The 25,420-nt window shown below is 72.0% G+C and carries 23 protein-coding genes; 10 read left to right on the forward strand and 13 right to left on the reverse strand.

Going from position 1 to position 25,420, the window contains the following annotated elements:
* Window positions 1-12 precede the first annotated feature (12 nt).
* Both lepA and ASG91_RS15450 read right to left on the reverse strand, forming a co-directional pair.
* Window positions 13-1,848, reverse strand: coding sequence for a translation elongation factor 4 (gene lepA, locus ASG91_RS15445; protein WP_056923524.1), 1,836 nt, complete (start codon window positions 1,846-1,848; stop codon window positions 13-15).
* A 77-nt stretch (window positions 1,849-1,925) separates the two neighbouring features.
* Window positions 1,926-2,816: a S41 family peptidase gene (locus ASG91_RS15450; RefSeq protein ID WP_056923525.1), complete on the reverse strand. Its 891-nt coding sequence runs from the start codon at window positions 2,814-2,816 to the stop codon at window positions 1,926-1,928.
* 56 nt (window positions 2,817-2,872) lie between these two features.
* Here ASG91_RS15450 and ASG91_RS15455 point away from each other — a divergent pair, with 56 nt between their 5' ends.
* A complete protein-coding gene (locus tag ASG91_RS15455; RefSeq protein WP_056923526.1) occupies window positions 2,873-3,397 on the forward strand; it encodes a helix-turn-helix domain-containing protein in 525 nt (174 codons plus the stop codon).
* 15 nt (window positions 3,398-3,412) lie between these two features.
* Here ASG91_RS15455 and ASG91_RS15460 read toward each other — a convergent pair whose 3' ends face one another.
* Entirely contained in the window at window positions 3,413-4,657 is a 1,245-nt protein-coding gene (locus ASG91_RS15460) for an MFS transporter (RefSeq protein WP_371262056.1), read from the reverse strand.
* 127 nt (window positions 4,658-4,784) lie between these two features.
* On the opposite strand from ASG91_RS15460, the gene ASG91_RS15465 reads away from it, so the two are divergent.
* From ASG91_RS15465 to ASG91_RS20300, 5 genes are all read left to right on the forward strand, one after another.
* Window positions 4,785-5,654, forward strand: coding sequence for a M48 family metallopeptidase (locus ASG91_RS15465; RefSeq protein ID WP_056923527.1), 870 nt, complete (start codon window positions 4,785-4,787; stop codon window positions 5,652-5,654).
* Window positions 5,651-5,779, forward strand: coding sequence for a hypothetical protein (locus ASG91_RS21365; RefSeq protein WP_256363728.1), 129 nt, complete (start codon window positions 5,651-5,653; stop codon window positions 5,777-5,779). Before ASG91_RS15465 ends, ASG91_RS21365 begins: the two co-directional genes overlap by 4 nt.
* 10 nt (window positions 5,780-5,789) lie before the next feature.
* Complete coding sequence (locus ASG91_RS15470) at window positions 5,790-6,260, forward strand: type II toxin-antitoxin system PemK/MazF family toxin (RefSeq protein WP_056923528.1); 471 nt, start codon at window positions 5,790-5,792, stop codon at window positions 6,258-6,260.
* Window positions 6,261-6,321: 61 nt separating this feature from the next.
* Complete coding sequence (locus ASG91_RS20745) at window positions 6,322-8,253, forward strand: HNH endonuclease signature motif containing protein (RefSeq protein ID WP_056923529.1); 1,932 nt, start codon at window positions 6,322-6,324, stop codon at window positions 8,251-8,253.
* Window positions 8,254-8,395: 142 nt separating this feature from the next.
* On the forward strand, window positions 8,396-8,992 hold the full coding sequence (locus ASG91_RS20300; RefSeq protein ID WP_082594267.1) for a type II toxin-antitoxin system PemK/MazF family toxin: 597 nt from the start codon (window positions 8,396-8,398) through the stop codon (window positions 8,990-8,992).
* A 95-nt stretch (window positions 8,993-9,087) separates the two neighbouring features.
* Here the strand turns inward: ASG91_RS20300 and rpsT are convergent, their stop codons facing one another.
* From rpsT to ASG91_RS15505, 5 genes are all read right to left on the reverse strand, one after another.
* On the reverse strand, window positions 9,088-9,348 hold the full coding sequence (gene rpsT / locus ASG91_RS15485) for a 30S ribosomal protein S20 (protein WP_056923530.1): 261 nt from the start codon (window positions 9,346-9,348) through the stop codon (window positions 9,088-9,090).
* A 187-nt stretch (window positions 9,349-9,535) separates the two neighbouring features.
* Window positions 9,536-10,510 (reverse strand): DNA polymerase III subunit delta, encoded by a 975-nt coding sequence (gene holA, locus ASG91_RS15490; protein WP_056923531.1) that lies wholly within the window; start codon window positions 10,508-10,510, stop codon window positions 9,536-9,538.
* Between the two features lie 40 nt (window positions 10,511-10,550).
* Complete coding sequence (locus tag ASG91_RS15495) at window positions 10,551-11,027, reverse strand: XdhC family protein (protein ID WP_056923532.1); 477 nt, start codon at window positions 11,025-11,027, stop codon at window positions 10,551-10,553.
* Between the two features lie 53 nt (window positions 11,028-11,080).
* On the reverse strand, window positions 11,081-13,342 hold the full coding sequence (locus ASG91_RS15500) for an ATP-dependent DNA helicase (RefSeq protein WP_056923533.1): 2,262 nt from the start codon (window positions 13,340-13,342) through the stop codon (window positions 11,081-11,083).
* A 73-nt stretch (window positions 13,343-13,415) separates the two neighbouring features.
* On the reverse strand, window positions 13,416-13,676 hold the full coding sequence (locus ASG91_RS15505) for a hypothetical protein (protein WP_056923534.1): 261 nt from the start codon (window positions 13,674-13,676) through the stop codon (window positions 13,416-13,418).
* A gap of 156 nt (window positions 13,677-13,832) precedes the next feature.
* On the opposite strand from ASG91_RS15505, the gene ASG91_RS15510 reads away from it, so the two are divergent.
* The 3 genes from ASG91_RS15510 to ASG91_RS15520 are packed head-to-tail and all read left to right on the forward strand — an operon-like array spanning window position 13,833 to window position 20,088.
* Window positions 13,833-16,697: a helix-turn-helix transcriptional regulator gene (locus ASG91_RS15510; protein ID WP_056923535.1), complete on the forward strand. Its 2,865-nt coding sequence runs from the start codon at window positions 13,833-13,835 to the stop codon at window positions 16,695-16,697.
* A gap of 26 nt (window positions 16,698-16,723) precedes the next feature.
* Window positions 16,724-19,336 (forward strand): RNA helicase, encoded by a 2,613-nt coding sequence (locus ASG91_RS15515; RefSeq protein ID WP_056923536.1) that lies wholly within the window; start codon window positions 16,724-16,726, stop codon window positions 19,334-19,336.
* 20 nt (window positions 19,337-19,356) lie between these two features.
* Window positions 19,357-20,088 carry a class I SAM-dependent methyltransferase gene (locus ASG91_RS15520; protein WP_056923537.1) on the forward strand — a complete coding sequence of 244 codons (732 nt, stop codon included), beginning with the start codon at window positions 19,357-19,359 and terminating at the stop codon, window positions 20,086-20,088.
* Window positions 20,089-20,094: 6 nt separating this feature from the next.
* Here ASG91_RS15520 and ASG91_RS15525 read toward each other — a convergent pair whose 3' ends face one another.
* Genes ASG91_RS15525 through hflX form a run of 3 tightly spaced genes read right to left on the reverse strand, consistent with a single transcriptional unit; the run spans window position 20,095 to window position 22,881 of the window.
* The gene (locus ASG91_RS15525) at window positions 20,095-20,925 is read right to left on the reverse strand and encodes an NAD(P)H-binding protein (RefSeq protein WP_056923538.1); all 831 of its coding nucleotides are present in this window, start codon (window positions 20,923-20,925) and stop codon (window positions 20,095-20,097) included.
* The gene (locus tag ASG91_RS15530) at window positions 20,922-21,416 is read right to left on the reverse strand and encodes a GNAT family N-acetyltransferase (protein ID WP_056923539.1); all 495 of its coding nucleotides are present in this window, start codon (window positions 21,414-21,416) and stop codon (window positions 20,922-20,924) included. Before ASG91_RS15530 ends, ASG91_RS15525 begins: the two co-directional genes overlap by 4 nt.
* Window positions 21,417-21,429: 13 nt before the next feature.
* Entirely contained in the window at window positions 21,430-22,881 is a 1,452-nt protein-coding gene (hflX, locus tag ASG91_RS15535) for a GTPase HflX (protein ID WP_056923540.1), read from the reverse strand.
* 130 nt (window positions 22,882-23,011) lie between these two features.
* Here hflX and ASG91_RS15540 point away from each other — a divergent pair, with 130 nt between their 5' ends.
* Window positions 23,012-23,632 (forward strand): class I SAM-dependent methyltransferase, encoded by a 621-nt coding sequence (locus ASG91_RS15540; protein ID WP_056923541.1) that lies wholly within the window; start codon window positions 23,012-23,014, stop codon window positions 23,630-23,632.
* Here ASG91_RS15540 and dapF read toward each other — a convergent pair.
* Together dapF and miaA are read right to left on the reverse strand one after the other, a co-directional pair.
* Window positions 23,629-24,492 carry a diaminopimelate epimerase gene (dapF, locus tag ASG91_RS15545; RefSeq protein WP_056923797.1) on the reverse strand — a complete coding sequence of 288 codons (864 nt, stop codon included), beginning with the start codon at window positions 24,490-24,492 and terminating at the stop codon, window positions 23,629-23,631. The two genes, ASG91_RS15540 and dapF, sit on opposite strands and share 4 nt — an antisense overlap.
* Window positions 24,485-25,417 (reverse strand): tRNA (adenosine(37)-N6)-dimethylallyltransferase MiaA, encoded by a 933-nt coding sequence (gene miaA / locus ASG91_RS15550; RefSeq protein WP_056923542.1) that lies wholly within the window; start codon window positions 25,415-25,417, stop codon window positions 24,485-24,487. Before miaA ends, dapF begins: the two co-directional genes overlap by 8 nt.
* Between the last annotated feature and the right edge of the window lie 3 nt (window positions 25,418-25,420).

Raw genomic sequence — 25,420 nt, forward strand, 5'->3', positions numbered from 1 at the left:
GGGGCGGGTCCCCTACTTCTTGGTCACCGCGTCGTTCGACAGCGCGGCGATGAAGGCCTCCGGCGGCACCTCGACGCTGCCGATGTTCTTCATCCGCTTCTTGCCGGCCTTCTGCTTCTCGAGCAGCTTGCGCTTGCGGCTGATGTCACCGCCGTAGCACTTGGCCAGGACGTCCTTGCGGATCGCGCGGATGTTCTCGCGGGCGATGATCCGCGAGCCGATGGCGGCCTGGATCGGCACCTCGAACTGCTGGCGCGGGATGAGCTCCTTGAGCTTGCCGGCCATCATCACGCCGTAGGCATAGGCCTTGTCCTTGTGGACGATCGAGCTGAACGCGTCGACGGTCTCGCCCTGCAGCATGATGTCGACCTTGACGAGGTCCGCCACCTGGTCGCCGTCGGGCTCGTAGTCGAGCGAGGCGTAGCCCCGCGTGCGCGACTTGAGCTGGTCGAAGAAGTCGAAGACGATCTCGGCGAGCGGCAGCGTGTAGCGCATCTCGACGCGCTCCTCCGACAGGTAGTCCATGCCGCGCAGCGTGCCGCGCTTCTGCTGGCAGAGCTCCATGATCGCGCCGATGAACTCGCTCGGCGCGAGCACCGTGGCCCGCACGACGGGCTCGGTCACCGAGCTGACCTTGCCGTAGGGGAACTCGCTCGGGTTGGTGACCGTGAGCACCTTGCCGTCGTCCATGGTGACGTCGTAGACCACGTTGGGCAGCGTGGAGATGAGGTCGAGGTCGAACTCGCGCTCGAGCCGCTCGCGGACGATCTCGAGGTGCAGCATGCCGAGGAACCCGATGCGGAAACCGAAGCCCAGCGCCGCCGAGGTCTCCGGCTCGTAGACCAGGGCCGCGTCGTTGAGCTTGAGCTTGTCGAGCGCGTCGCGCAGGTCGGGGTAGTCGGACCCGTCGATCGGGTAGAGCCCGGAGAAGACCATCGGCTTGGGGTCGCGGTAGCCGCCCAGCGCTTCCTTGGCGGGCTTGGCGGCGTTGGTGACGGTGTCGCCGACCTTGGACTGGCGCACGTCCTTCACGCCGGTGATGAGGTAGCCCACCTCGCCGACACCGAGGCCCTTGGCCGGCGTGGGCTCGGGCGAGCTGACGCCGATCTCGAGCAGCTCGTGCGTCGCGCGGGTCGACATCATCGCGATCTTCTCGCGCGGGTTGAGGTTGCCGTCGATGACGCGGACGTAGGTGACCACCCCGCGGTACGTGTCGTAGACCGAGTCGAAGATCATCGCGCGGGCGGGCGCGTCGGCGTCGCCGGTCGGCGGAGGCAGCTGCGTGACGATCTCGTTGAGCAGCGGCTCGACGCCGACGCCGGTCTTGCCCGAGACCCGCAGGCAGTCCTCGGGCTCGCAGCCGATCAGGCCCGCCAGCTCTTCCGCGAACTTCTCCGGCTGCGCGGCGGGCAGGTCGATCTTGTTGAGCACGGGGATGATCGCGAGGTCGTTCTCCATGGCGAGGTAGAGGTTCGCCAGGGTCTGCGCCTCGATCCCCTGCGCCGCGTCGACGAGCAGCACCGCGCCCTCGCAGGCGGCCAGCGACCGCGACACCTCGTAGGTGAAGTCGACGTGGCCGGGGGTGTCGATCATGTTGAGCGCGTAGGTCGTGCCGTCCAGCTCCCACGGCATGCGGACGGCCTGGCTCTTGATCGTGATGCCGCGCTCGCGCTCGATGTCCATCTTGTCGAGGTACTGGGCGCGCATGTCACGACCGTCGACGACACCGGTGATCTGGAGCATGCGGTCGGCCAGCGTCGACTTGCCGTGGTCGATGTGGGCGATGATGCAGAAGTTCCGGATCAGGTCCGGCGGCGTTGCGTGCGGCTGCAGCGCGGTGCGGGCCATCGGGGACACGGGTGCTTCAAACCTCACGGGCGTCGGGGAAGAACGGAACGGCCCATCCTCCCATGCGACCGGGGGTGTCAGTGACGCAGCATGACGAGCGCCGTGTCGAGGGAGTCGTCCGCCGGGACCTCGACATCCGGCTGTATGCCGCGTCCCTCCCAGTTCTCGCCGGTGAACAGGCTGACCGACCGCGCGACGGGCAGGGTCAGCTCGAGCTGCGGGTGGACGGCCAGCCCGATCCTCGGGTGCGCCCCGCCCCTGGTGGGCTGGCCGACGATCGTGGCCCGCCGCTGCTCCTGCAGGTCGAAGGCGAGCCCCTCGCCACCGGAGAAGGTGTCCGGGCCGACCAGCACGGCCACCGGCTTGTCCGGGCCGAACCGCCGACCGGGGACCACGGCCGACGTCCAGAACTGGCGGGTGCCCTCCTCCCGCGACTCGATGTCGCTCAGCCGCACCGGTTCGGCTCCGAAGAGGTGGCTGAGCAGCAGGACCACGCCGTCGGGGCTCCCGCCGCGACAGCCCCGCGCGTCCAGGACCAGGGCGTCCGCGTCGGCAACCAGCGACATCGCGGCGGTCATGGCCTCGCCGGCCACGCCGGGGTGCCCGATGACGGGACCGATCTCCACGAGGGCGATGTTGTCGTCGAGCCGCTCGACCCGACGCATGCCGCCGGCCGTGCGGCGGGCCTGGTCGGCCCAGAACGCCTCCAGCTCGGCCTCGTCCTGCTCCCCGACCGCGCCCTCCTCGTGGAACAGCAGCCGCAGGTGCAGGTCGTTCCCCGCAGCGTGGAGGTCGGCCGTGACCAGCTCGGCCAGGGCCTCGGGGCCGGGGCACGCGGCATACCGGCCGGCCTCGAGGTGGGACCGCAGGGTGGCGGCGATGGCGATGCCTCGCTCCGGGAAGACGTAGCGGTCCTCGACCGCCCTGGCGGCGGCAGTGACGGTGGTGGTGAGCTCGTGGAGGTCCATGGCTCCAGCGTGCGGTCCCGGTTGACAAAGCGTCAAAAACTCTTGACGCTTTCTGGGTGGACCGACCCGACTCCCCCGTCGACGCACCCGCCGAGGTGCTCCAGACCACGGACCCCCGGCAGCTCAAGGCGCTGGCGCACCCGCTGCGCAACCGGATCCTGTTCGCGCTCGGGCCGGACGGGTCGACGGTCAGCCAGCTCGCCAAGACGCTGTCGACCAACAAGGGCAACGTGGCCCACCACCTGGCCGTGCTCGAGGGCGCCGAGCTGGTGCGACGGGGCGCTCGACGGCAGGTGCGCGGCGGCACGGAGCAGTACTTCGTGCGGGCGGCCCGGCGGTTGCGGACCCCCGGTGGGAGCCGAGCCGGCCACACGGCCGCCCTCCTCCAGGCGGTCGCCGAGGAGATCGTCGCCTCCCCCACCGACTCGCTGCTCACGCTCCGCCGGATCCGGCTGACCCGGGCCCAGGCGGCAGCGCTGTCTCAACACCTGGAGCGCCTCGTCGAGGAGCTCCCCGAGGCCGGCTCGCACGAGCCGGACCACGGTGTGCTGGTGAGCGTCTTCCGAGCCAGTCCCCGCTGAGGCGGGCCGGGCCCGCTACGCGGCCTGGGTCTGCGGCGGGGTGCGCCGCGTCGAGCGCTGCAGCACGGCCGACCAGATCGCGATGCCGATCCCCGCGACGGCGAGGATGCCGCCGACCCGCGAGGGCCACTCGTAGCCGAGCCCGGCGGAGAGCACGATCGACCCGAGCCAGGCGCCGAGGGCGTTGGCGATGTTGAGGGTCGAATGGTTCAGCGCAGCCGCGAGCGCCTGCCCCTCGTGGGCCACGTCCATGAGCCTGGTCTGGAGCATCGGGACGAGCACACTCGGCAGGAGGCCCAGCAGGAAGACCGCCGCGAGCGCGGTGACCATCGACGCCTTCACCGCCGGGCCGAACAGGAAGAGCATCACCGCGATCGTGACCAGCGACGCGTTGATGGCGCGCAGCAGCCCGATCCGAGACACGGGACCGGAGAGGAGGGCGCCGACCGTCATGCCCACGCCGTACAGGGCGAGGATCAGCGGGATGGTGGCCCGGCCGAACCCGCCGAGCTCGGTCATGGTGGGCGAGATGTAGGAGAACGTGGCGAACATCCCGCCGAAGCCGACCGTGCCGATGCCCAGCGCCAGCCAGACCTGCGGGCGCTTCAGCGCCGACAGCTCGGAGGCCATGCTCACGCCGCCGTCGGGCGGGCAGTAGGGGACCCAACGCCACACGGCCAGGACGGTGAGCAGCGCGATCACGCCCACCGCGGCATACGGCCACTGCCACCCGTAGCTCTGGCCGATCCGGGTCGTGACGGGCACGCCGACGATGTTGGCGACCGTCAGGCCGGTGATCATCATCGAGACCGCCCAGGTGCGCCGGTGCGCCGGCACCAACGACGCCGCCACGAGGCTGCCGACGCCGAAGTAGGCACCGTGCGGCAGACCCGACAGGAAGCGCGCGACCATCAGCAGCCCGTAGCTGGTGGCGAAGGCGGAGAGCACGTTGGCCACGGCGAAGGCACCCATCAGCCACAGCAGCAGGCGCTTGCGCGGCATCCTGGAGCCGAGCGTGGCGAGCACCGGGGCCCCGACGACGACCCCTGCCGCATAGGCGGAGACCACGTGACCGGCGGTCGGGATGTCGATGCCGACCCCCTCCGCCACCTCGGGCAGCAGGCCCATCGTCACGAACTCGGTGGTGCCGATCGCGAACCCGCCGACGGCCAGGGCCAGCAGGGCGAGGTTGACGTGCGCCGGGCGGATGGCGGCGTCGACGCCGAGCTCGCTGGACGGGTCGGCGATGGCGTCGGTCACGGCAGTGCAACGACAACGGGTCGGCGGGTCATTCCTCCATGGTGCGCTCAGCGTGGCGGGCTGAGTGCGGATCGCCCAGCCGTCGAGACATAGCATCGGAGCCGACCGCCGACCGCTCGAGGGGACCATGTCCGAACCCATCCAGTACGCCTCGCCGCCCAGCCAGGCTCCCGCCCACCGCAAGCAGATGCGGTCGCACCTGCGGCACCCCCTGGAGAACCTCTGCCTCGTGGTGGTGATCCTCGGGTCCCTCCTCGTCTGGGCGATCTCGACCTACGAGGTCGTGTCGGCGATCATCGACCGCCGGCAGCCCGACCCGTATGCGGTGTTCTTCCTGGCCGCCCCGGTGATCATCTACTTCATCCGTGGCCAGCTCTATGCCGGGCTGCGGCTGTCCGGGGTGAAGATCTCCCCGACGCAGTACCCCGAGGCGCACCAGATGCTCCTCGACGCGTGCGCCCACTACGGCTTGCCGAAGGTGCCGGACGCCTACGTGGTGCTCGGCAACGGCAGGATCAACGCGGCGGCGTCGGGACATGGCTTCCGGCGGTTCATCTTCGTCTACAGCGACCTGTTCGAGATCGGCGGACAGGCCCGCAACCCCGACGCCCTTCGGTTCATCCTCGGTCACGAGGTCGGCCACATCGCCGCGGGCCACACCAGCTACTGGCGGATCCTGGCGATCAGCGGTTCCCAGTGGATCCCATTCGTCGGCTCGACGCTGAGCCGCAGCCAGGAGTACACCGCCGACAACTTCGGCTACTCCCTCGTGCCCCACGGCAGCGCCGGGGCGATGTCGACGCTTGCGGCCGGCAAGTACCTCAACCGGACCGTCGACGTGAACGCGCTGGCCGACCGGGCCACCACCGAGAAGGGCTTCTTCGTCTGGGTCGTCAACGCCCTCGCCTCGCACCCCGTGCTGGTCTGGCGCTCCCACGCGCTGCGTGACCGTCGTCGTCCCGGCCGCCTGCTGTGGCGGCCGAAGCACCGCCCGTGACGCCGGAGCTCCCACCAGCGGTCCACGGCTACACCTTCGTGGCGATGGTGGCGATGGTGGCGAGCCGGCCCGGCTGGCGGCAGGACTCGGGCGAACCCGCCTCGGCGTCCGCACCTCGCCACTAGCGTGGCCCTCATGGGGGACCCGACGCGTTCGCAGGTCGCGCAGGACAGCTGGGTGCGGCGGATCGTCAGGTGGCTGACCGGTGCCTATCCGGGTGACTTCACCGGCGTGCCCGAGATGGAGTACTCCCCCGTCGCCGACGGGCGGCCCGACCCCGGCGAGGTGGTCTGGACCTGGGTGCCGTTCGAGGACGACCACCGCAAGGGCAAGGACCGTCCGGTGCTGCTCATCGGCCGCGATGGACGCTGGCTGCTCGGGGTCATGCTGACCACCAAGCTGCGGGCCGGCACCGACCCTCGGCGACGGACACCGTCCGACCGGGTCCCCGTCGGGGTCGGCGCATGGGATCGGCAGCGGCGACCCAGTGAGGTGCGGGTCGACCGCATCATCCGGGTCAAGCCCAGCCGCATCCGGCGGGAGGGCGCGGCGATCGACGCGGTGCGCTTCGCCGCCGTCGCCGAAGGCGTGCGCCGCAACGCCTGAGGTCACCGGCTCCCTGCCCACGCGCCTGGCGCTGTCGGACCCCGGACCTAGACTCGAACACATGTTCGATGCAGCCGTCGTCGCCGCGCCGCTCCGCGAGGAGCTGGCTCGACTGCGGGCGGACGGCCGGCGCCGATCGGTGCCGGAGCTGGTCGCCCTTGCGGAGCAGTGCCAGTCGTTCACGAACCAGGTTGCTGCGCTGCAGGTGCTCGCCATGGCCCACCTGGCTGCGATCGAGGACGTCGAGCTCGAGGACGGCACGGTGGTCGAGCAGCACCGCGGGCTGGGGCACCAGCGACTGGACGCGCCCGCGCTGGTCAGCGACCAGCTCGGCCTCAGCGACGCGGCCGCCACGAGTCGGATGACCGTCGCAGTGGAGGTCGTCACCCGAGCGCCCTTCCTTCTCGAGGCAATGGCCTCCGGTCGGCTGGATGCCTACCGCGCCGGGATCGTCTGCGAGGAGCTGCGTGAGGCCAGCCCGGAGGTGTGCCGAGAGGTCGGCGCGAGGCTCGAGGGCTCGCTGGGCACGGAGCCGCCCGCGATGCTGCGTCGCCGCGTGCGACGCGTGCTCGGTGCCGTCGACGCCGACCTGGTGCGGGCCAAGGCCGCGCGGGCACGGGCCGCACGGAGCCTGCGTCGGTGGCCCGGCGACGAACCCGGGGTCGACACGTGGATGGGGAGCTTCCCGGTCGAGCAGGCCCGCAGCGGGTGGGCGGTCATCGACGGCTTGGCACGACAGTACGTCCGCGATGGCCGCGCGAGCGGCGTCGACGAGGCGCGGGCCGACGCGTTGATGGACCTGATCCACTCCCGGGCGACGGGCACGTTCGTGGTCCAGCTCGCCGTGCCCGCTGACCGACTCGCCTCGGAGGCACCGAGCACGCCAGCTGACAGTGGCTTCGCCGATGCGGCTGAGCGGGCGTCAGGCGCGGTGGCGAGGCTGGCTGGACGCGCGTCGGGTTCGGTCGCGGAGCCGGCTGGGCTTGCGTCCAGTTCGCTCGCGTGGCCGGCCGAGGACGATGCCCTGGTGACGGTGGCGGGCCTCGGGATGCCGGGCAACACCCACGTCCGTCGTGAGTGGCTGGAGCACGTCGTCGCGACCGAGCCAGCCGATCGCCCTGACTCGACCAGCTCCAGTGACCCGACTGACGGCAGTGGCGCGACCCAGCGCACCCGCCGAGGCGTGGTGGCCTGCCAGGCTGACACCGGTGCGCTGCTCGCCGTGGACCGCGCCACCGCTTGCGGGCGGCCCGGTACGACCGAGTCAGCGGCCTACCGACCACCTCCGACGCTGGTCGAGCTGGTCAAGGCACGCGATGGCAGGTGCCGATTCCCGGGATGCACGGTCAGTGCGGTGTTCTGCGACCTCGACCACGTGCGGCCGTGGCCATCGGGACCGACAGAGGCGGGCAATCTCATCTGCCTGTGCCGCCGGCACCACCGGATCAAGCAGACCGTCCGATGGCGGGTGCGCATCGAGCCCGACGCCACCGTCACCTGGACCGATCCCGCCGGGCGGACGCGCGCCACCCTGCCCATCGACTTCCTCCAGCTCGAACGCGATGCGCCGCACGACGCCGAGCCCATGCGCGACGGGCACGGGCGCGACAAGCACGCGCACGACGGGCACGGGCACGGGCACGACAAGCACGCGCACGACAAGCATGCGCGCGACGAGCACGCGCACGACAAGGACAGGCTGGGAGCGCCAGTCCATGGGTCGCGCTCGCCCGAGCTGAGCGCAGCGGAGACGCGGCGCGGCGGGTCACCGCCGGCCGACTCACCTCCGGTCGACGAGGTCGGCGCCCACTGGTCGGCGTGGGAGGACGAGCTCGCGCACCACCTGGCCGGAGCCGAACGTGACCGACGCCGAACGGGTCGGCCCAGGTTTCGGGTGAGCCGGCATCTCCTGCATCGTTGCCGGGAGCACCACCGGAGGGGCGACCGGAGCAGCTCAGCGAGAGCGGGTCCCGAGGAGCCACCTCCGTTCTGACGCCGTCGCCTCAGTCGTGAGGGAGACGATTCCCATCAGGCCACAACAGCCGGACCACGCCCATCACGACGACGCCCACCACGACGACGCCCACCAACACGACTCCCGTCCACAGCCATGGGTCCCGGCTAGCGTGGTGGGCATGGCTTCCCTGCGTTCGCGACTGACCCAGCTCTGGCGACGAGGGGCCACGACGGCTCCGGGTCCGGCTGCGCCACCGCGGACCACCACGCCGCAGAGCGGCGCACTCGAGCAGGTTCGGACGACGCAGCAGGTTCGGTCGACGCAGCAGGTTCGGTCGACGCAGCAGGTTCGGTCGACGCAGCAGGTTCGGTCGACGTACCCGGGCGACTTCACGGGGACCCCTGACCTGACCTACGCCCCCCAGCCTGACGGGCAGCCCGATCCCGGCGAGATCGTGTGGACCTGGGTGCCGTACGAGGAGGACCACCGCCAGGGCAAGGACCGACCGGTCCTCCTCGTGGGACGTGACGGTCGGTGGTTGCTGGCCCTGATGCTGACCAGCAAGGACCACGACCGCGACCACGCGCAGGAGGCCCGGCACGGTCGGCACTGGCAGGACATCGGGTCCGGCGCGTGGGACGGGAAGGGCCGCCCCAGCGAGGTGCGGGTGGACCGGATCCTGCGGGTGGACCCGGCAGCGGTACGGCGCGAGGGAGCGGTGCTCGACCGCGAGCGGTTCGACGAGGTGGCTGCGGCGGTCCGTGCGGCGACCTGAGGCTGGTCCCTGCGGGTGACCTGAGCCATGGGGCAACGCGAAGGGCCGGTCACCCAGTGGGTGACCGGCCCTTGCTGCCGTGGAGGCGACTCGCGTCAGAGCGAGGCGGCCTTCTTCGCCATGGCCGACTTCTTGTTGGCGGCCTGGTTGGCGTGGATGACGCCCTTGCCAGCAGCCTTGTCGAGCTTCTTGCTGGCGGTCGCGAGGGCATCCTTCGCCGCCGCTGCGTCGCCGGCGTCGACGGCCTTCTGGAACTTGCGGATCCAGGTCTTGAGCTCGCTCTTGACGGCCTTGTTGCGCTCGGTCGCCGTGCGGTTCGTCTTGATCCGCTTGAGCTGGGACTTGATGTTTGCCACAGGTGTGTCTCTCTTGGTTGGTCGGTGGTTGCCGTTAGAGGGCGGCAGAAGCCTCTCGGGACCAGGCGTGGGGCACCTGTGGTTGAGTGGCTCTGGATGAAGCTGCATGCGCGCACGACCATGCGCGCACGCGACGGGTAAATCTACCAGCGAGGGGGCCACTCCCCCAAAACGTCACCGGCTGACGTCATCGACCGGTGCGGGCCCGGGTGATCGTGAGCACGGCTCGCTCGACCGCATAGACCGGGTCGCGGCCCCCGCCCTTGACCTCGAAGTCAGCGTGGGCGACCGCCTGGATCGCCTCGGCCAGACCCTCGGGGCCCCATCCGGACAGACCGCGTCGGGCCTTGTCGACCTGCCACGGCGCCATGCCCAGGTCGCGGGCCACCTCGGCCGACCGACCGCGCCCGGCCGCCCCGACCTTGACCAGCTGGCGCAGCTGTTGGGCGAGCACCGCCACGATGGGCACCGGGTCGACCCCGGTGGCGATGGCGTGCCGCAACAGCCGCAGCGCCTCGCCGGCGCTGCCGGCCACCGCCGCGTCGGCCACCTTGAAGCCGGTCGCCTCGACCTTGCCCCCGTGGTACCGGGCCACGAGCTCCTCGTCGATCGTGCCGGTCGTGTCGGCGACGAGCTGCTGGCAGGCAGCGGCGAGCTCGCGCACGTCCTTGCCGACCGCTTCGATGAGGGCCCGCACGGCGTCGGGGGTGGCTCGGCGACCCGCCGCGCGGAACTCGTGGGTGGCGAAGTCGGTCTTGTCGCGGTCGGACTTGATGGCCGGGGCCTCGAGGACCCGGGCCTGCGACTTCTTGAGGGTGTCCAGCACCTTCTTGCCACGCTGGCCCGACTTGTGGGTGACGACCAGGGTGACGTCGGGCTCGGGCGCGGCGAGGAAGGCCAGCAGGTCCTCCTGCAGCTCGTCGGGCGCCTCGTCGAGGTCGGCCACGACGATGCACTTCGCGCCGCCGAACAGCGACGGGCTCGCGTGCATGCCCAGCGCGCCGGCCTCGTAGGTCTCCGCGAAGAGCCGGATCACCTCGACCTCGGGGTCGACGGCGCGGAGGTCGTCGAGCGTGGCTCCGAGCGCGCGGTCGGCGATGACGGCCTCGGGCCCCGAGATCAGGACGAGGGGCGGGACGGTGCGCGTCGCGGTGGCGGTCACGGGGCACAGCCTCCCATGACGGACCGACAGGTCGGCTCGGTCACCCGCCGGGGCAGTAGGCGTCGCCGGCGGGCAGGTCCGGGTGGATCGGTCCCTGGCGGTCGCCCACCGACCCGGCGGCGGTCCGGCCGGCCCGGACGGCGATGACCTCGGCCAGGATCGCCACCGCGATCTCGCCCGGCGCGTTGGCACCGATGTCGAGCCCGATGGGCGCGTGCACGGTCGCGAGCGCCTCCTCGGCCACGCCGTTCTCCAACAGCCATTCGCGGCGACGTTCCTGGGTGCGGCGCGACCCCATCCCGCCGATGTATGCCGTGCCGGCCTCCAGGCCTGCCCGGATCGCCGGACCGTCCACCCCGTCGTGGTGGCTGGTCACCACGAGGGCGTCGACGCCTCCGGGGACACCGGGGTCGTCCGTCGAGGACGTCACCGACCAGCCCAGCGGTGCCGCCAGCGTGAGGAGGGCCTCGGCCACCGGCCCGTCACCGACGACGTGGAGCCTGCACGTGTCCGTCATCGCGCCAGTATCACCCACCAGCCCGGCTGGCACGGGAGTCACTGGGCCGGCAGCTACTCGAAGGCCAGCGTGGCCGCCCCGGTCGCCTCGAGGCCGAGCCCCTTGAGCCGGGCCGCGACCACATCAGCAGGCAGCTCGAGGCTCTCCGCCAGCTCGTCCACCGACAAGCCGAGCTCCACGCCGTCGCGCAGCTCCTCGTCGGACTCCGCCGTCCAGGCATGACCGGCCGTGACCGCGGTCCGCGCCGACTCGGCGGGCGGCGGTGCGTCAGCCACCGGCCGCGGGTGCTCGGCGGCGGCATCCTCACCGGTCCCACCCATCGTGGTGCCGACCAGGGCACCGGTGATCCCCCGCAGCGCCGGCTCGTGCACCTCCATCGGCGGTGCCGCGGTCTCGTCGAGACGCTTGAGGGCGGCGAGCACCCGCTCGCGGTCGGTGGTCGGCCAGAAGGGAGGCAGCGAGCGCTGGAGGAACCCGGCATACCTCGCGGTCATCATGCGGGAGTCGAGGAAGGCGACCACGCCCCGGTCGTCGGCCCGGCGGATCAGCCGCCCCGCGCCCTGGGACAGCCGCAGCGCGGCGTGGGTGGCGGAGACGGCCATGAAGCCGTTCCCGCCCATCCGGGCGATGGCCTGCGAGCGTGCCGACGACAGCGGGTCGTCGGGTCGCGGGAAGGGGATCCGGTCGATGATGACCAGCTGGCACGCCGAGCCCGGCACGTCCACGCCCTGCCACAGGGTGAGGGTGCCAAAGAGACACGTGCGCGGGTCGCGGGCGAACTGGCGCACCAGCGTCGTGATCTGGTCCTCGCCCTGGCAGAGGAAACCGATGTCGCCGTCGAACCGCTCGCGCATCGCCTCGGTGGCTTCCTTGGCCGCCCGCATGGAGGAGAACAGCCCGAGCGTGCGTCCGCCCGCCGCCCGCACGAGCGCCTCGATCTCGTCGAGGGTCTGCTCGCTGAGGCCGTCGCGGCCGGGTGCCGGCAGGTGCTGCGCCACGTAGGCGATGGCCTGTTGGGGGTAGTCGAACGGGCTGCCCACGTCGAGGCCACGCCACTGCGGGGCTCCCTCGCCACGCAGCCCCATCGTGCCGGCCACCGCGTCGAACGTGCCGCCGAGCTCGAGCGTCGCCGACGTCATGACGACCGTGCGGTCACCGAAGACCTTGTCCCGCAACAACATCGCAACGCTCATGGGCGCCACCCGCAGCACCGAGCCGCGGCGCTGGTCGCGGCTGACCCACACGACGTCGAGGTCGCGCTGCTCGAGGATGCGCGAGGAGTTCTCGAACATCTCGTCGATGGCGGCCTGGGCCACCTTGCGGGCGCCGTCGGGCTCGACGCCCTTCTCGGGCTTGAGCTCCGACTGCACCTGCCGGGTCGTGTCCCTCACCCGAGCGAGGGCCAGGGACAGCGCGTCGGGTATGCCGTTGAGCTTGCCCTCGGGGAGCTCGTCCAGGACGCCCTGGAGGAAGACCGAGGCGTCGTCGACGGCGTCGGTGGACTCGGCGATGCGGGCCGCCCGCTTGGCCGCCGCCGCGACCATCGAGGGGGTGATCTCGTCGGTGATCGTGGAGGTCACCCGGTCGACCAGCTCGTGCGCCTCGTCGACCACGAGCAGGTCGTGCTCGGGCAGCATCTGCCGGCCCTCGAACGAGTCGATCGCCATGAACGAGTGGTTGGTGACGATGACGTCGCAGTCCTTGGCGGCCTCACGGGACCGCTCCACGAAGCAGTCGGCGAACGCCGGGCACTTGCTCCCCATGCACTCGTGGGCGCTGACGGACACCTGGCGCCAGGCCCGTTCGCTGACCCCGGGCACCAGCTCGTCGCGGTCGCCCGACTCGGTGGTCTCGGCCCACTCCCGCAGGCGGACGACCTCCTGGCCGAGCCGGGACGCCGCCCGGTCGACCTCGCCGACCTCGAACAGCCCGTCCTCGTCGTCGGGGAAGCCACCCTCGAGCTTGTGGGCGCACAGGTAGTTGCGCCGCCCCTTGACCAGCCCGTAGGTCGGGCGCTTCCCGAGGAGCGGGGCGATGGACTCGGCCAGCCGGGGCATGTCGCGGTCGACGATCTGGGCCTGCAGGGCCAAGGTGGCGGTCGCCACGACGGCCGGCTTGCCGGTCTGCTGGGCGTGCATGACGGCTGGGATCAGGTAGGCCAGCGACTTGCCGGTGCCAGTGCCGGCCTGCACCAGCAGGTGCTCGTCGGCAGCCACGGCGTCCTCGACCGCGTGGGCCATCTCGACCTGGCCCGGCCGCTCGACTCCCCCGACTCCCTGGACGGCGGCGTGCAACAGGTCGTCGAGTGAAGCCATTGGGTCAGCGTATGCCGTGGCTCGGGTGGGTGGGTCGACCGTCCCCACCCGAGCCACGGCCCGCCGCGTGATCTCACCTCTCGTGCACCCAACGGGGTGCCGGGACACCGTTCCCCGTCAGGTTGTCGCACGCGACGAACTGGGTCCCCACGCGCTCCAGCGAGCAGAAGTGGGTGGCGGTGGTCGGTGGCGCCGGGGTGTCGATCTGGCCGGGGTCCTGCCGGGCCGCGGCGGGCGACGCGCTGACGGCGACGACGAGGGTGGCAGCGGCGAGCACGCCCCAGGCGCGCCGGGTCGAGGTGATGGTGCGGTGCTGGTGCTGGTGTGCGTTCACGGTGTGCTCCTGGTGCTTCGAGAGGTGATCCCTGCTGACTCCTCCACGGTCCGGCGGGAGGCACCTGAGCCACATCGGGAGGACCCCCTGAGAAGCAGCCACCAACCCCCTCAAATGAGGGTGCGTCGAGAGCGGTCGTGAGGCCACACTGGGGCCGTGGGACCGTCGGACATCCCCTCGGGGGACGTCTTCGTCGGCAGGGTGGACGAGGTGGGCGAGCTGAGCGCCGCCCTGGCCTCAGCGCGCGCCGGCACCGGTCGGGCGGTGCTGATCACGGGCGACGCAGGTGTCGGCAAGACCCGCCTCGCCCAGCACGCCGGGTCGCAGGCCAGGGACGTCCTCGTGCTGACCGGGACCTGTCTGCCGCTCGCCACCCTCAACGTCCCCCTCCTGCCGCTGCGCATGGTGGTGCGGAGATCCCTCGGCACCGACCCCGCGGAGGAGTTCGACGGCTGGTTGGCCGAACGCTGCGCGGAGCGTCCTGTGGCGCTGGTGGTGGACGACCTCCAGTGGGCCGACCAGGCGACCCTCGACGTGCTCATGTGGGTGGTCGCCGGGCTCCCCGCACGCCGGCTCGCCCTCCTCATGACCGTGCGGCGCGGCGAGGTCGGCCCGGGCCACCCGTTGGCCCGTTGGTTGTCGGACGTGCGCCGGTTGCCGGGCTTCACCGAGCTCGCGCTGGGTCCCCTCGACCTCGAGGAGACTCGGGCGCAGCTCCGGGGGCTCCTCGGCGATGAGCCGCACGACACCCTCGTCCGTGAGGTGCACGGCCGCACCGGTGGCAATGCGTACCTCAACGAGCTGCTCGTGACCGGTCTGCCCCCGACCGCGACGTCCCTGGACGAAGGCCTGCTCCCCGACACCCTCGTCTCGGCCGTGCTGCGGCCCTGGCACCAGCTCTCGCCACCAGCACGGGAGCTGTCGCGCGTCGTCGCCGTCGGGGGCAGGGTCGCGCGCGGCCAGGCGCTCGAGGACGCGTTCCGGCTGGCCGGCGTCGACGAACCGGGGCCACTGCTGCGTGAGTGCGTCGACGCGGGGGTGCTCGACGCCGTCGACGGTGACGGCTACTGGTTCCACCACCCGCTGCAGGCAGAGGCACTCGAGGCGAGTCTGTCGCACCCCGAGCGCCAGCAGCTCCACGCCAGCTACGCGCAAGCCCTGCAGAGCCGCCTGTCCCCCACCGCGCCAGACCTCGATTCCCTGGTGCTGGTCGCGGACCACCTCCATCGCGCCGACGACGCGGAGGCTGCCTACACCTGGGCCTGTCGCGCCGCGGCCGCCGCCGAGGACGGGCAGGCCTGGGCGAGCCTGGTCAGGATGCTGCGCCGGATGATCGAGGTCCGGACGCTGGTTCAGCAACCGTCCGAGACACCGACGGACCTCTGGTCGCGGCTGCGCGTCGCTGCGGAGCGCGACGGCGACCTCGACACTGAGCTCGACGCGACCGAGGCGCTGCTGGACGACGGCGACCTGGGCCCGCTGGACGAGGCCGAGCTCGTGGTCCGCCGCCAGCACCTGCGCTTCATGAAGGGTCTCGGCTTCTTCGACCGTGGCGAGCTCGCGCGGGCGACGCAGCTGTCAGCCGCCGAGCCTGGTTCGTGGCAGCACGCCTTCGCCCTGGCCGAGTCGGCGCACGCAGGGCTCTGGGCCAACGACCCCGACGCTCCGGCGCTGGCCGCGGAGGCGCTCACCCGGGCCAGGACGACCAGTCACCCCCGTGCGCTGGCCTACGCGTTGGCAGCCAACGCCATGCACGCCGTCTACCTCAGCCACGTGGCCGACGCCGAGGCCTGGGGGGCGGAGGCCGTGGCGTGCGCCGTACGGTCCGGCGACGGCTTCGCGTTCGGCCACGCGGCAATGTGGGAAGCGAACTCCGTCGGCGGCAACGCCGACCCTCGCTGGACGGCGCGCGTGGCAGGCCGCCGGCAGCAGCTCATCGAGCTGGGGCTGCCGCACCCGTACATCGCCTGGCTGGCGACGGGCGAGGCCCAGGGCCAGCTCCAGCGCGGCGAGTGGCGCACCTGCCAGAGCCTGCTGCGTTACGCGCTGGGTCGCACCCCTGGGGCCCTCGTCGACGTCGCCGCCCGGCTCCGCGCTGCACAGCTGGCCGCCTTCCAGGGCCGGGTGCGCGAGGCCGAGGGACACCTGGCCCGTGCCGACGAGCTGTTCGGCGAGACCTCGACCTTCCTTCCGTTCGAGTTCGACGCGACCCGCGCCATGGTCCGGATTGCGGCGGGCGACGCGAGGGGGTGCGTCACCGCCGCTCTCGTCGGGACCTCGAACCCCGGCGTGCCGCCCACCCAGTGCGAGTGGCTCATGCCGCTGGCGGCCCGTGGCCTCGCCGACCTGGCCGAAGCCTGCCGCGACGCGCTCGAGGACCCCCAGCCGGTGCTGGACGAGCTCGACGAGCTGGAGCGCCGGTTCCCGCATCCGATCGCCGACGCCGGCGGGGGCGAGTTCTACGACCGGGAGCTGGCTGGCTTCGACGCCCTGTACGCCGCGGAACGCGCCCGGGCCCGCCTCGAACCGGACCGTGCCGACGCCTGGGTGCGGGCCGCCGAGTCCCTGCGCGACCTCCTGCCCTGGGAGGAGTGCTACGCCTCCTGGCGGCTGGCCGAAGCGCTCTTCGACCAGGGAACGGCTCGTCGAACCGAGGCCGTTGCCGCACTGCGCCGGGCCCACCGGCTCGGCAGGCAGCTGGCGGCACAGCCCGTCCTCGACCAGGTCACCGCACTGGCCCGGACGGCAAGGGTCCCCGTCGCGGACCCCGTCCTGCCGTCCGCGGTGTCGGGGGCGACGGCGGCGGGCACCGACCGCGTCGGGGACGCCGCTCACCTGACCGGCCGTGAACGTGAGGTGCTCGCCCACATCGTGGCCGGGCGCACCTACGGCGAGATCGCCCGCGAGCTGGTGCTCAGCGAGAAGACGGTCAGCTCGCACGTCAGCCACCTCCTGACCAAGACGGGCACCGCCAACCGGATCGACCTCGCGCGCTGGGCGACCCGTCGGGCTCGCCCGTAGCCCTGAGGATGGGAGGATGGCCGGCGATGCCTTCCGCCCCGCCGCTGACCCTCGACGCCCTGCTGCCCGAGGGGGCCGGGCCCGATGAGGTGTATGCCGCGTTCGAGGGCTGGGCGCGTGACCAGGGCACCCCCCTGTACCCCCACCAGGAGGAGGCGCTGATCTCGCTCCTGGCCGGGGAGAACGTCGTCCTCTCGACCCCGACCGGCTCGGGCAAGTCGCTGGTCGCCACCGGCGCCCACCTCGCGGCGCTGGCCACCGACCGGGTCAGCTTCTACACCGCCCCGATCAAGGCCCTCGTGAGCGAGAAGTTCTTCGCGCTGTGCGAGATCTTCGGGGCGTCCGAGGTCGGGATGCTCACCGGCGACGCCTCGGTGAACCCCGACGCCCCGATCATCTGCTGCACGGCCGAGATCCTGGCCAACATCGCCTTGCGCGAGGGCCCGGACGCCGACGTCGGCCTGGTCATCATGGACGAGTTCCACTTCTACGCCGAGCCCGACCGAGGCTGGGCCTGGCAGGTCCCGCTGCTCGAGCTCCCCCAGGCGCAGTTCATCCTGATGTCCGCGACGCTCGGCGACCTCACCGAGCTCTCGGAGGACCTGAGCCGGCGCACCGGTCGCGGCACCGCCCTCGTGACGGGCACCGAGCGGCCGGTGCCGCTCAGCTTCAGCTGGGTCCTCACGCCGCTCCCGGAGACGATCGAGGAGCTGCTCACGACCCGCCAGTCACCGGTCTACGTCGTGCACTTCACCCAGCAGGCAGCTCTGGAGCAGGCCCAGGCCCTGCTGTCCCTCAAGGGCACCGTCAAGGCCGACCGGGCCGCGATCGCCGAGCGGATCGGCGGGTTCCGGTTCACCGCCGGCTTCGGGCGCACCCTGTCCACCCTGGTCCGCTCGGGCATCGGGGTGCACCACGCGGGGATGCTCCCGCGCTACCGCAGGCTGGTCGAGCAACTCGCCCAGGACGGCCTGCTCAAGGTCATCTGCGGCACCGACACCCTGGGCGTCGGCATCAACGTGCCGATCCGCACCGTGCTGTTCACCGGACTGGTGAAGTTCGACGGCTCACGTCAGCGGATCCTCAAGGCACGGGAGTTCCACCAGATCGCGGGTCGGGCCGGTCGGGCCGGCTTCGACACCAGCGGGTCGGTCGTGGTGCAGGCACCTGAGCACGTCATCGACAACGCCCGCGCGATCGCCAAGGCCGGCGACGACCCGAAGAAGCTCAGGAAGGTCCAGCGCCGCAAGCCCGCCGACGGCGAGGTCTCCTGGACCGAGCAGACCTACGACAAGCTGGTCGCGGCCGACCCGGAGCCGCTGGTCTCGCGGATGCGGGTGGACCACTCGATGATCCTCAACGTGGTGCAACGGCCCGGCGACCCGGTGCGCGCGCTGAGCCACCTCCTGCGCGACAACCACGAGACCCCGCGCAACCAGGCGCGGCTGTCGCGTCGGGCCATCACCCTCGGCAAGAGCATGCTGGACACCGGTGTCCTGCAACGGATCTCACCGCCCGCGCCGAACGGCCGGACCATCGAGGTCCGGGGTGGGTTGCAGGACGACTTCGCCCTCAACCAACCACTCGCCCCCCTCGCCCTCGCGGCCTTCGACGTCCTCGACCCCGAGTCGCCCACCCACGCCCTCGACGTCGTGTCGGTCATCGAGGCCATCCTCGACGACCCCCGCCAGGTCCTGATGGCCCAGCAGTTCAAGGCCAAGGGCGAGGCCGTCGCCGAGATGAAGGCCGACGGCGTGGAGTACGACGAGCGGATGGCGGTGCTCGAGGAGGTCACCTGGCCGCGGCCCCTGGCCGACCTGCTCGAGGCGACCTTCGAGATCTTCCGGCAGAGCCACCCCTGGGTGTCCGAGTCCGCCCTCTCCCCCAAGTCCGTCGTCCGTGACATGTACGAGCGGGCGATGACGTTCACCGAGTTCGTCTCCGCCTACCAGCTGGCCCGGTCGGAGGGCCTCGTCCTGCGCTACCTGACCGACGCCTACCGGACCTTGCGCCAGACGGTGCCGGCCGCTCACCGCAGCGAGCAGTTCGACGACCTCTTCGAGTGGCTCGGCGAGACCGTGCGCCAGACCGACTCCTCCCTGCTCGACGAGTGGGAGGCGCTGTCCGACCCCGACGCCAACGAGCGCCTCGAGGAGCTGGAGGGCCTGCACGAGCACGGGGGCACCCGGCCGGCCCGCCCGATCACGGCCAACGAGCGGGCCTTCCGCGTCATGGTGCGCAACGCGATGTTCCGGAGGGTGGAGCTGGCCGCCCGGGACCGGTTCGGCGACCTGGCCCAGCTCGACGCCGCGAACGCGGCCCTTCGCGAGCCCCCGCGTGCGGTCCTCGTCGACGAGGCAGCCTGGGACGAGGCCCTCGGCGCCTACTACGCAGACCACGACAGCATCGCCACCGACTCCGATGCCCGCGGCCCGCAGCTGCTCGCGGTGAGCGCCGTCAACGGCCCTCCGCCCGGCGCCACCGAGCCTGACCGCGACCACCGCCTCTGGGAAGTGCGCCAGACCCTGCACGACCCCGACGGCGACCACGACTGGGTGATCGAGGCAGTGGTCGACCTCGACGCCTCCGACGAGGCGGGCGAGCCGGTGGTGCTGACCACGGGGATGCGCCGCCTCTGACGACGTGCCACGGTCGGACCATGCACCAGGACGAGATCTGGGACGAGACCACCGCAGCGGAGTACGACACCCCGGGCGAGGGCATGTTCGCCCCCGACGTGCTGGGGCCCATCGTCGACCTGCTCGCCGAGCTGGCCGAGGACGGTGCTGCCCTGGAGCTGGCCGCCGGCACCGGCCGGGTCAGCATCCCCCTGTCCGAGCGCGGGGTGCCGGTCAGCGGGATCGAGCTCTCGCGGCCGATGCTCGACCGGCTGCGCGAGAAGGCACCGCACCTGCCCGTCGTCGAGGGCGACATGACGACGACGCGGGTGCCCGGCGAGTTCTCCCTGGTGTTTCTCGTGTTCAACACGATCTCCAACATCCTGGAGCAGTCCGGCCAGGTCGAGTGCTTCCGCAACGCGGCGCGTCACCTGCGTCCCGGAGGCCGGTTCGTCATCGAGCTCTGGGTGCCGCAGCTGCGCTCCCTCCCACCGGGGTCACCGGCGGCCGTGTTCGCCAGCGAGGACGGCTACGTCGGTCTCGACACCTACGACGTGCTGCACCAGCAGGTGGTCTCACACCACTTCCGGTTCGGACGGGGGCGGGAGGCCTCGCACGGGGTCAGCCCGCACCGCTACGTCTGGCCGGCCGAGCTCGACCTGATGGCCCAGCTGGCCGGCTTCACGCTCGAGGGCCGGTACGCCGACTGGGACCGTTCCCTGTTCACCGCGGACTCGCCGTCGCACGTGTCGGTCTACCGGCTGCCCGGCTGAGCCGGTTCAGTCCTCGGTGAGCAGGTCGCGCAAGCGGGCGGCCGGCCGGCCGGTGAGCCGCGGCACGGCGTCCGAGACAGTGGCGACCTCCCCCGCGGCGATGGCGGTGTAGGTGGACACCCACGCGTCGACCTGCCAGTCGGGCGCACCGTAGGACGCCCGTGAGGCGTACGCCTCCTCCAGCGTCTCGTCGAGGAAGCGCGTGGGGGTGCCGGTCACCTCCGTGATGACCGCCGCCGCCTCGGCCAGCGTGAGGGCCTCGGGTCCGGTGAGGTCGTATGCCGCGCCGGCGTGCGCGGGGGGATCGGCCAGCACCACGGCGGCCACCGCCGCGACGTCGGCGCGGGCCACGGCAGCCACCCGTCCGTCACCGGCGGGACCGCGGATCACGCCGTCCTGGGCCATCAGCGGCAGGAAGTCGGCGTAGAAGCTGTCGCGCAGGAACGTGAAGCCCAGCCCCGCCTCGCGGATCGCCTGCTCGGTGGCCCAGTGGTCGCGACCCAGGGTGAAGGTGCAGTCGGGGGCAGCTCCCTGGAACGAGGTGTAGACGACGTGCCGCACCCCGGCCCGCGCCGCAGCTGCGACGAAGGACCGGTGCTGCTCGAGGCGGTCGGCCGCCTCGGACGCCGAGACCATGAGCAGCGTGTCGACCCCGGCCAGCGCGCGGGCAGCACCCTCGGGGTCGGCGAAGTCGCACGGCCGCACCTCGTCGCGCGGACCGGCGGTGACCTTCGACGGGGTCCTCGCCAGCAGCACCAGGGGCTGTCCGGTGTCGGGGAGCAGCTCGCGGACCCGACGTCCCACGTGGCCGGTCACACCGGTGAGTCCGATCGTCATGGCTCGAGCGTAGACAGCGGCTCGGGTTGCTGCGCGGTCAGGTCGAGGGTCATGAAGACGCTGAACTCGTCGTCGAGGTACGGACCGAAGGGCCCGCACGTCGTGAAGCCGTACGCGGCATACATCGTGCGCGCGGGGGCGAACTCGGCCGGTGAGCCGGTCTCGAGGCTCAGCCGGGCGTAGCCGCGCCGGCGCGCCTCGGCCACCACGTGGTCGAGCAGCGCGGCGGCGACCCCGCGCCGGCGATGGGCCGCTGCGGTACGCATCGACTTGAGCTCCCCGTGGGAAGGGTCGAGCTCCCGCAGCGCGGCGCAGCCGAGCACCTCGGCGCCGTCCCAGAGGCTCCAGAAGGTCAGGTCGGGCGTCCGCAGGCGGTCGAGGTCGAGGGCGTGCACGCTGTCGGGCGGTGAGTAGCGCCGCATGTCCGCCAGGTGCTCCGTGAGGAGGGCGGCAACCTGGGGCGTCTCGAGCCCGCCGAGCCGGATCTCCACCGGGTCGGGCAGGCTAGGCGGCAAAGGCCGCGAGCTCACCGGCCAGGTCGGCGTGCACCCGGGCCTTCACCAGCGTGCCAGTGCCGGTGTGCTCGCTGGAGAGCACCTCGGCCTCCTGGTGCAACCGGCTGACGAGGTCGCCACGGTCGTAGGGCACCAGCACCTCGACGTCGATGGTGGGACGCGGCAGCTCCTCGGCGATCAGGGTCCGCAGCTCCTCGATCCCGGCGCCGGTGCGGGCCGAGACCACGATCGAGTGCTTCTCGTGCCGCTGGATCCGGTCGAGCACCTCGGGGTCCGCGGCATCCGCCTTGTTGACGACGATGACCTCGCGCACCGAGGCGGCGTCGACATCGGCGAGGACGGCCCGCACGGCGCTGATCTGGCCCTCGGGGTCGGGGTGCGAGCCGTCGACGACGTGCAGCAGCAGGTCGGCGTCGCCCACCTCCTCCAGGGTCGAGCGGAAGGCCTCGACCAGCTGGGTCGGGAGCTGGCGCACGAACCCGACGGTGTCGGCCAGCGTGTAGAGGCGGCCGTCCTCGGTCTCGGCGCGGCGCACGGTGGGGTCGAGGGTGGCGAACAGCTGGTTCTCGACGAGCACGCCGGCGCCGGTGAGCCGGTTGAGCAGCGACGACTTGCCGGCGTTGGTGTAGCCGGCGATCGCGACGCTCGGCACCTCGTTGGCCTTGCGGGAGAGCCGACGGGTGTCCCGGCTCGTCTTCATCTCCTTGATCTCGCGGCGGAGCTTGGCCATCCGGGTGTTGATCCGCCGACGGTCCAGCTCGATCTTGGTCTCACCCGGACCACGCGAGCCCATTCCCTGGCCACCTGCAGCCTGACCACCGGCCTGCCGGGACATCGACTCACCCCAGCCACGAAGGCGCGGCAGGAGGTACTGGAGCTGGGCCAGCTCGACCTGCGCCTTGCCCTCCTTGGACTTCGCGTGCTGGGCGAAGATGTCGAGGATCAGGGCGGTGCGGTCGATGACCTTGACCTTGACGACGTCCTCGAGCGCGCGCCGCTGGCTGGGCGTGAGCTCGGTGTCGCAGATGACGGTGTCGGCGCCCTCTGCGATGACGATGTCGCGCAGCTCGACCGCCTTGCCAGAGCCCAGGTAGGTGCCCGTGTCGGGCTTGGCCCGGCGCTGGACCAGGCCGGCGAGCACGGTGGAGCCCGCGGTCTCGGCCAAGGCCGCGAGCTCGCGCATCGAGTTGTCGGCGTCCTCGGCCGTGCCCTCGGTCCAGACCGCGGCGAGCACCACGCGCTCGAGGCGCAGCTGGCGGTACTCGACCTCGGTGATGTCCTCGAGCTCGGTGGACAGCCCCGCGACGCGGCGCAGGGCAGCGCGGTCCTCGCGGTCGTACTGGTCGCCGTCGTAGCCGGCCCCGTCGCGGGGGAGGAACTCGTCCTCGCTCGCCAGGGCGGTGGCCTTCAGGTCAAAGATGTCTGATCGCTTCAGTGTCATGTCCCCTCAAGAATCTCACCCTTTCAACCACCGCGGCGACCACTTTTAGTCCACGACCACCACACGAGGCACACCTGGAGCATCGACCACCGCGACTCACTACGGTCCGCTCCGTCTACCGTTGGCCCCGATGAGCACGCAGGATCACTACTTCACGGCCGAGCCGGCCAGCCCCGCCCAGCAGCGCACGATCACCGTGCGCCTCGCTGGACGGACCGTCGAGGTGCGCTCGGCCGCCGGCATCTTCAGCCCCGGCGGCGTCGACCAGGGCACGGCGGTGCTGCTGCGGCACGCCCCCGCACCACCCGCGTCGGGCACCCTCCTCGACCTCGGCTGTGGCTGGGGCCCGATCGCCCTCACCCTCGCGCTCCGGTCCCCGGAGGCCACCGTGTATGCCGTGGACGTCAACGAGCGGGCGCTCGACCTGCTCCGCAGCACGGCGGCGTCGCTGGGACTCGACCGGCTGCACGCGAGCCAGCCGGACGGCATACCCGAGGACGTGCGGTTCGACGCCATCTGGTCGAACCCGCCCATCCGGGTCGGCAAGGCGGTGCTGCACGAGCTGATGCTCACCTGGCTCCCCCGGCTGGCGCCGGGCGGCGTCGCGCACCTCGTGGTGCAGAAGAACCTCGGCTCCGACTCGCTGCAACGCTGGCTGGGTGAGCAGCTCGACCCCGCCACGTATGCGGTGTCCCGGTTCGCCTCGGACAAGGGTTTCCGGATCCTCGAGGTGCGTCGCTCCGCCAGCTAGACCAGGTCGGTGGTGCCGTCGGCGACGAGGACGGCCGGACCGGCCAGCTCGACCTCCTGGCCGGGCAGCGCGCGCACCCGCAGTCGCCCGCCCGGCACGTCGACGGTCCACGTGTCGGTGACGTCGCCGGCCCAGAACCGCGTGGCCAGTGCGGCGGCAGCCGCCCCGGTCCCACAGGAGCGGGTCTCCCCCACCCCCCGCTCGTGCACCCGCATGCGGACGTGACCAGCCCCCATCGGCCGGACGAACTCGACGTTCGTGCCGTACTCCGGCAGTGGGTTCACGACCGGGGGCAGGTGCAGGTCGAGGGAGTCGAGGTCGACGGCCTCAGGCAGGGCCACGACGGTGTGCGGGTTGCCCAGGTCGAGGGTCAACGCCGAGAGCGGCTCGTGGCGCTCGAGGTGGACCAGCGCGTCGAAGCCTTCCTCGTCGGCGATGGCCTGCTGGGCGAGGCGCCACGGACCGAGGTTGACCGCGATCAGCTCCGGTGACTCGAACCGCACCACCTTGGTGCCGGCCCGCGTCGCGATGGCGAACTCGTCGGCGGTCTCCAGGCCCTCGCGCCGCAGGTAGGTCGCGAAGACCCGCGTGCCGTTGCCGCACATCTCGGCGACGCTGCCGTCGGCGTTGTGGTAGTCCATGAACCAGCGCGCGCCGGCTGCCTGGGCGAGCACGCCGGGCTCGGTGGCGAGCGCCGTCGGGACGACCCGGATCACGCCGTCGCCGCCGATGCCGGCTCGCCGGTCGGCGAGCAGCGCCACCTGCTGAGCCGAGAGGTCGCGGACGCCCTCGAGGTCCGGCACGAGGACGAAGTCGTTCTCGGTGCCGTGGCCCTTGGTGAAGGCGGTCTGGTCAGCCATGCGCACCATTGTCCCTGATGGCAGCCTGCACCACCTCCACCGCCTGCTCCGCCAGGTCCGGGGCGAGGGCGTCGAGCCAGGTGACGCGGGGGTCCGGGTTGAACCAGGACTCCTGGCGACGGACCAGCCGGCGGGTCAGTGCGGTGGTCTCGTCCTGGGCCTGCTCGGTCGTCATCGTGCCGTCGAGCTCGGCGAGCGCCTGCGCGTAGCCCAGTGCCCTCGACGCCGTCCGCCCCCTCCGCAGCCCCAGCGTCTCCAGGTGCCGCACCTCCTCGAGCAGCCCTTGCTCCCACATGCGTCGCACCCGCGTGGCCACTCTCACATCGAGCACCGCGCGCGGCATCCGCAGCCCCAGCACCACGGTCGGCTGCAGGGAGGTGCGGGTCGGCATGGTGGCCGAGAACGGCCGCCCGGTCAGCTCGATGACCTCGAGCGCGCGGACGATGCGGCGCGTGTTGCCGGGCTCGATCGCCGCCGCGGCGGCAGGGTCGAGGTCGCGCAGTCGCGTGCCCAGCTCCGCCGGACCGACCTCCTCGGCCTCGCGCTCGAGCCGGGACCGGACCTCGGGATCGGTCGGCGGGATCTCGAGCACGTCGAGCGCCGCCCGGACGTAGAGTCCCGAGCCCCCCGCCAGGATCGGGTGGCGCCCCCGCCCCTGGATGGCCGCGAGGTCCGCGCGCGCCGCCACCTGGTAGGCGGCCACGCTGGCCTCGGCCACGACGTCGAGCACGTCCAGCTGGTGGTGCGGTATGCCGCGTCGCTGGGCCGGCGGCACCTTTGCGGTGCCGATGTCCATGCCCCGGTAGAGCTGGCTCGCATCAGCGCCGACGACCTCCCCGCCCAGGGCCTCGGCGAGGTCGAGCGCGAGGTCGGACTTGCCCGTGGCGGTGGGACCGACGACGCCGACGACCAATGGCGTCGTCATGGG

Origin of the sequence: Phycicoccus sp. Soil802 (assembly GCF_001429605.1) — a bacterium.
Taxonomy (GTDB): Bacteria; Actinomycetota; Actinomycetes; order Actinomycetales; family Dermatophilaceae; genus Pedococcus.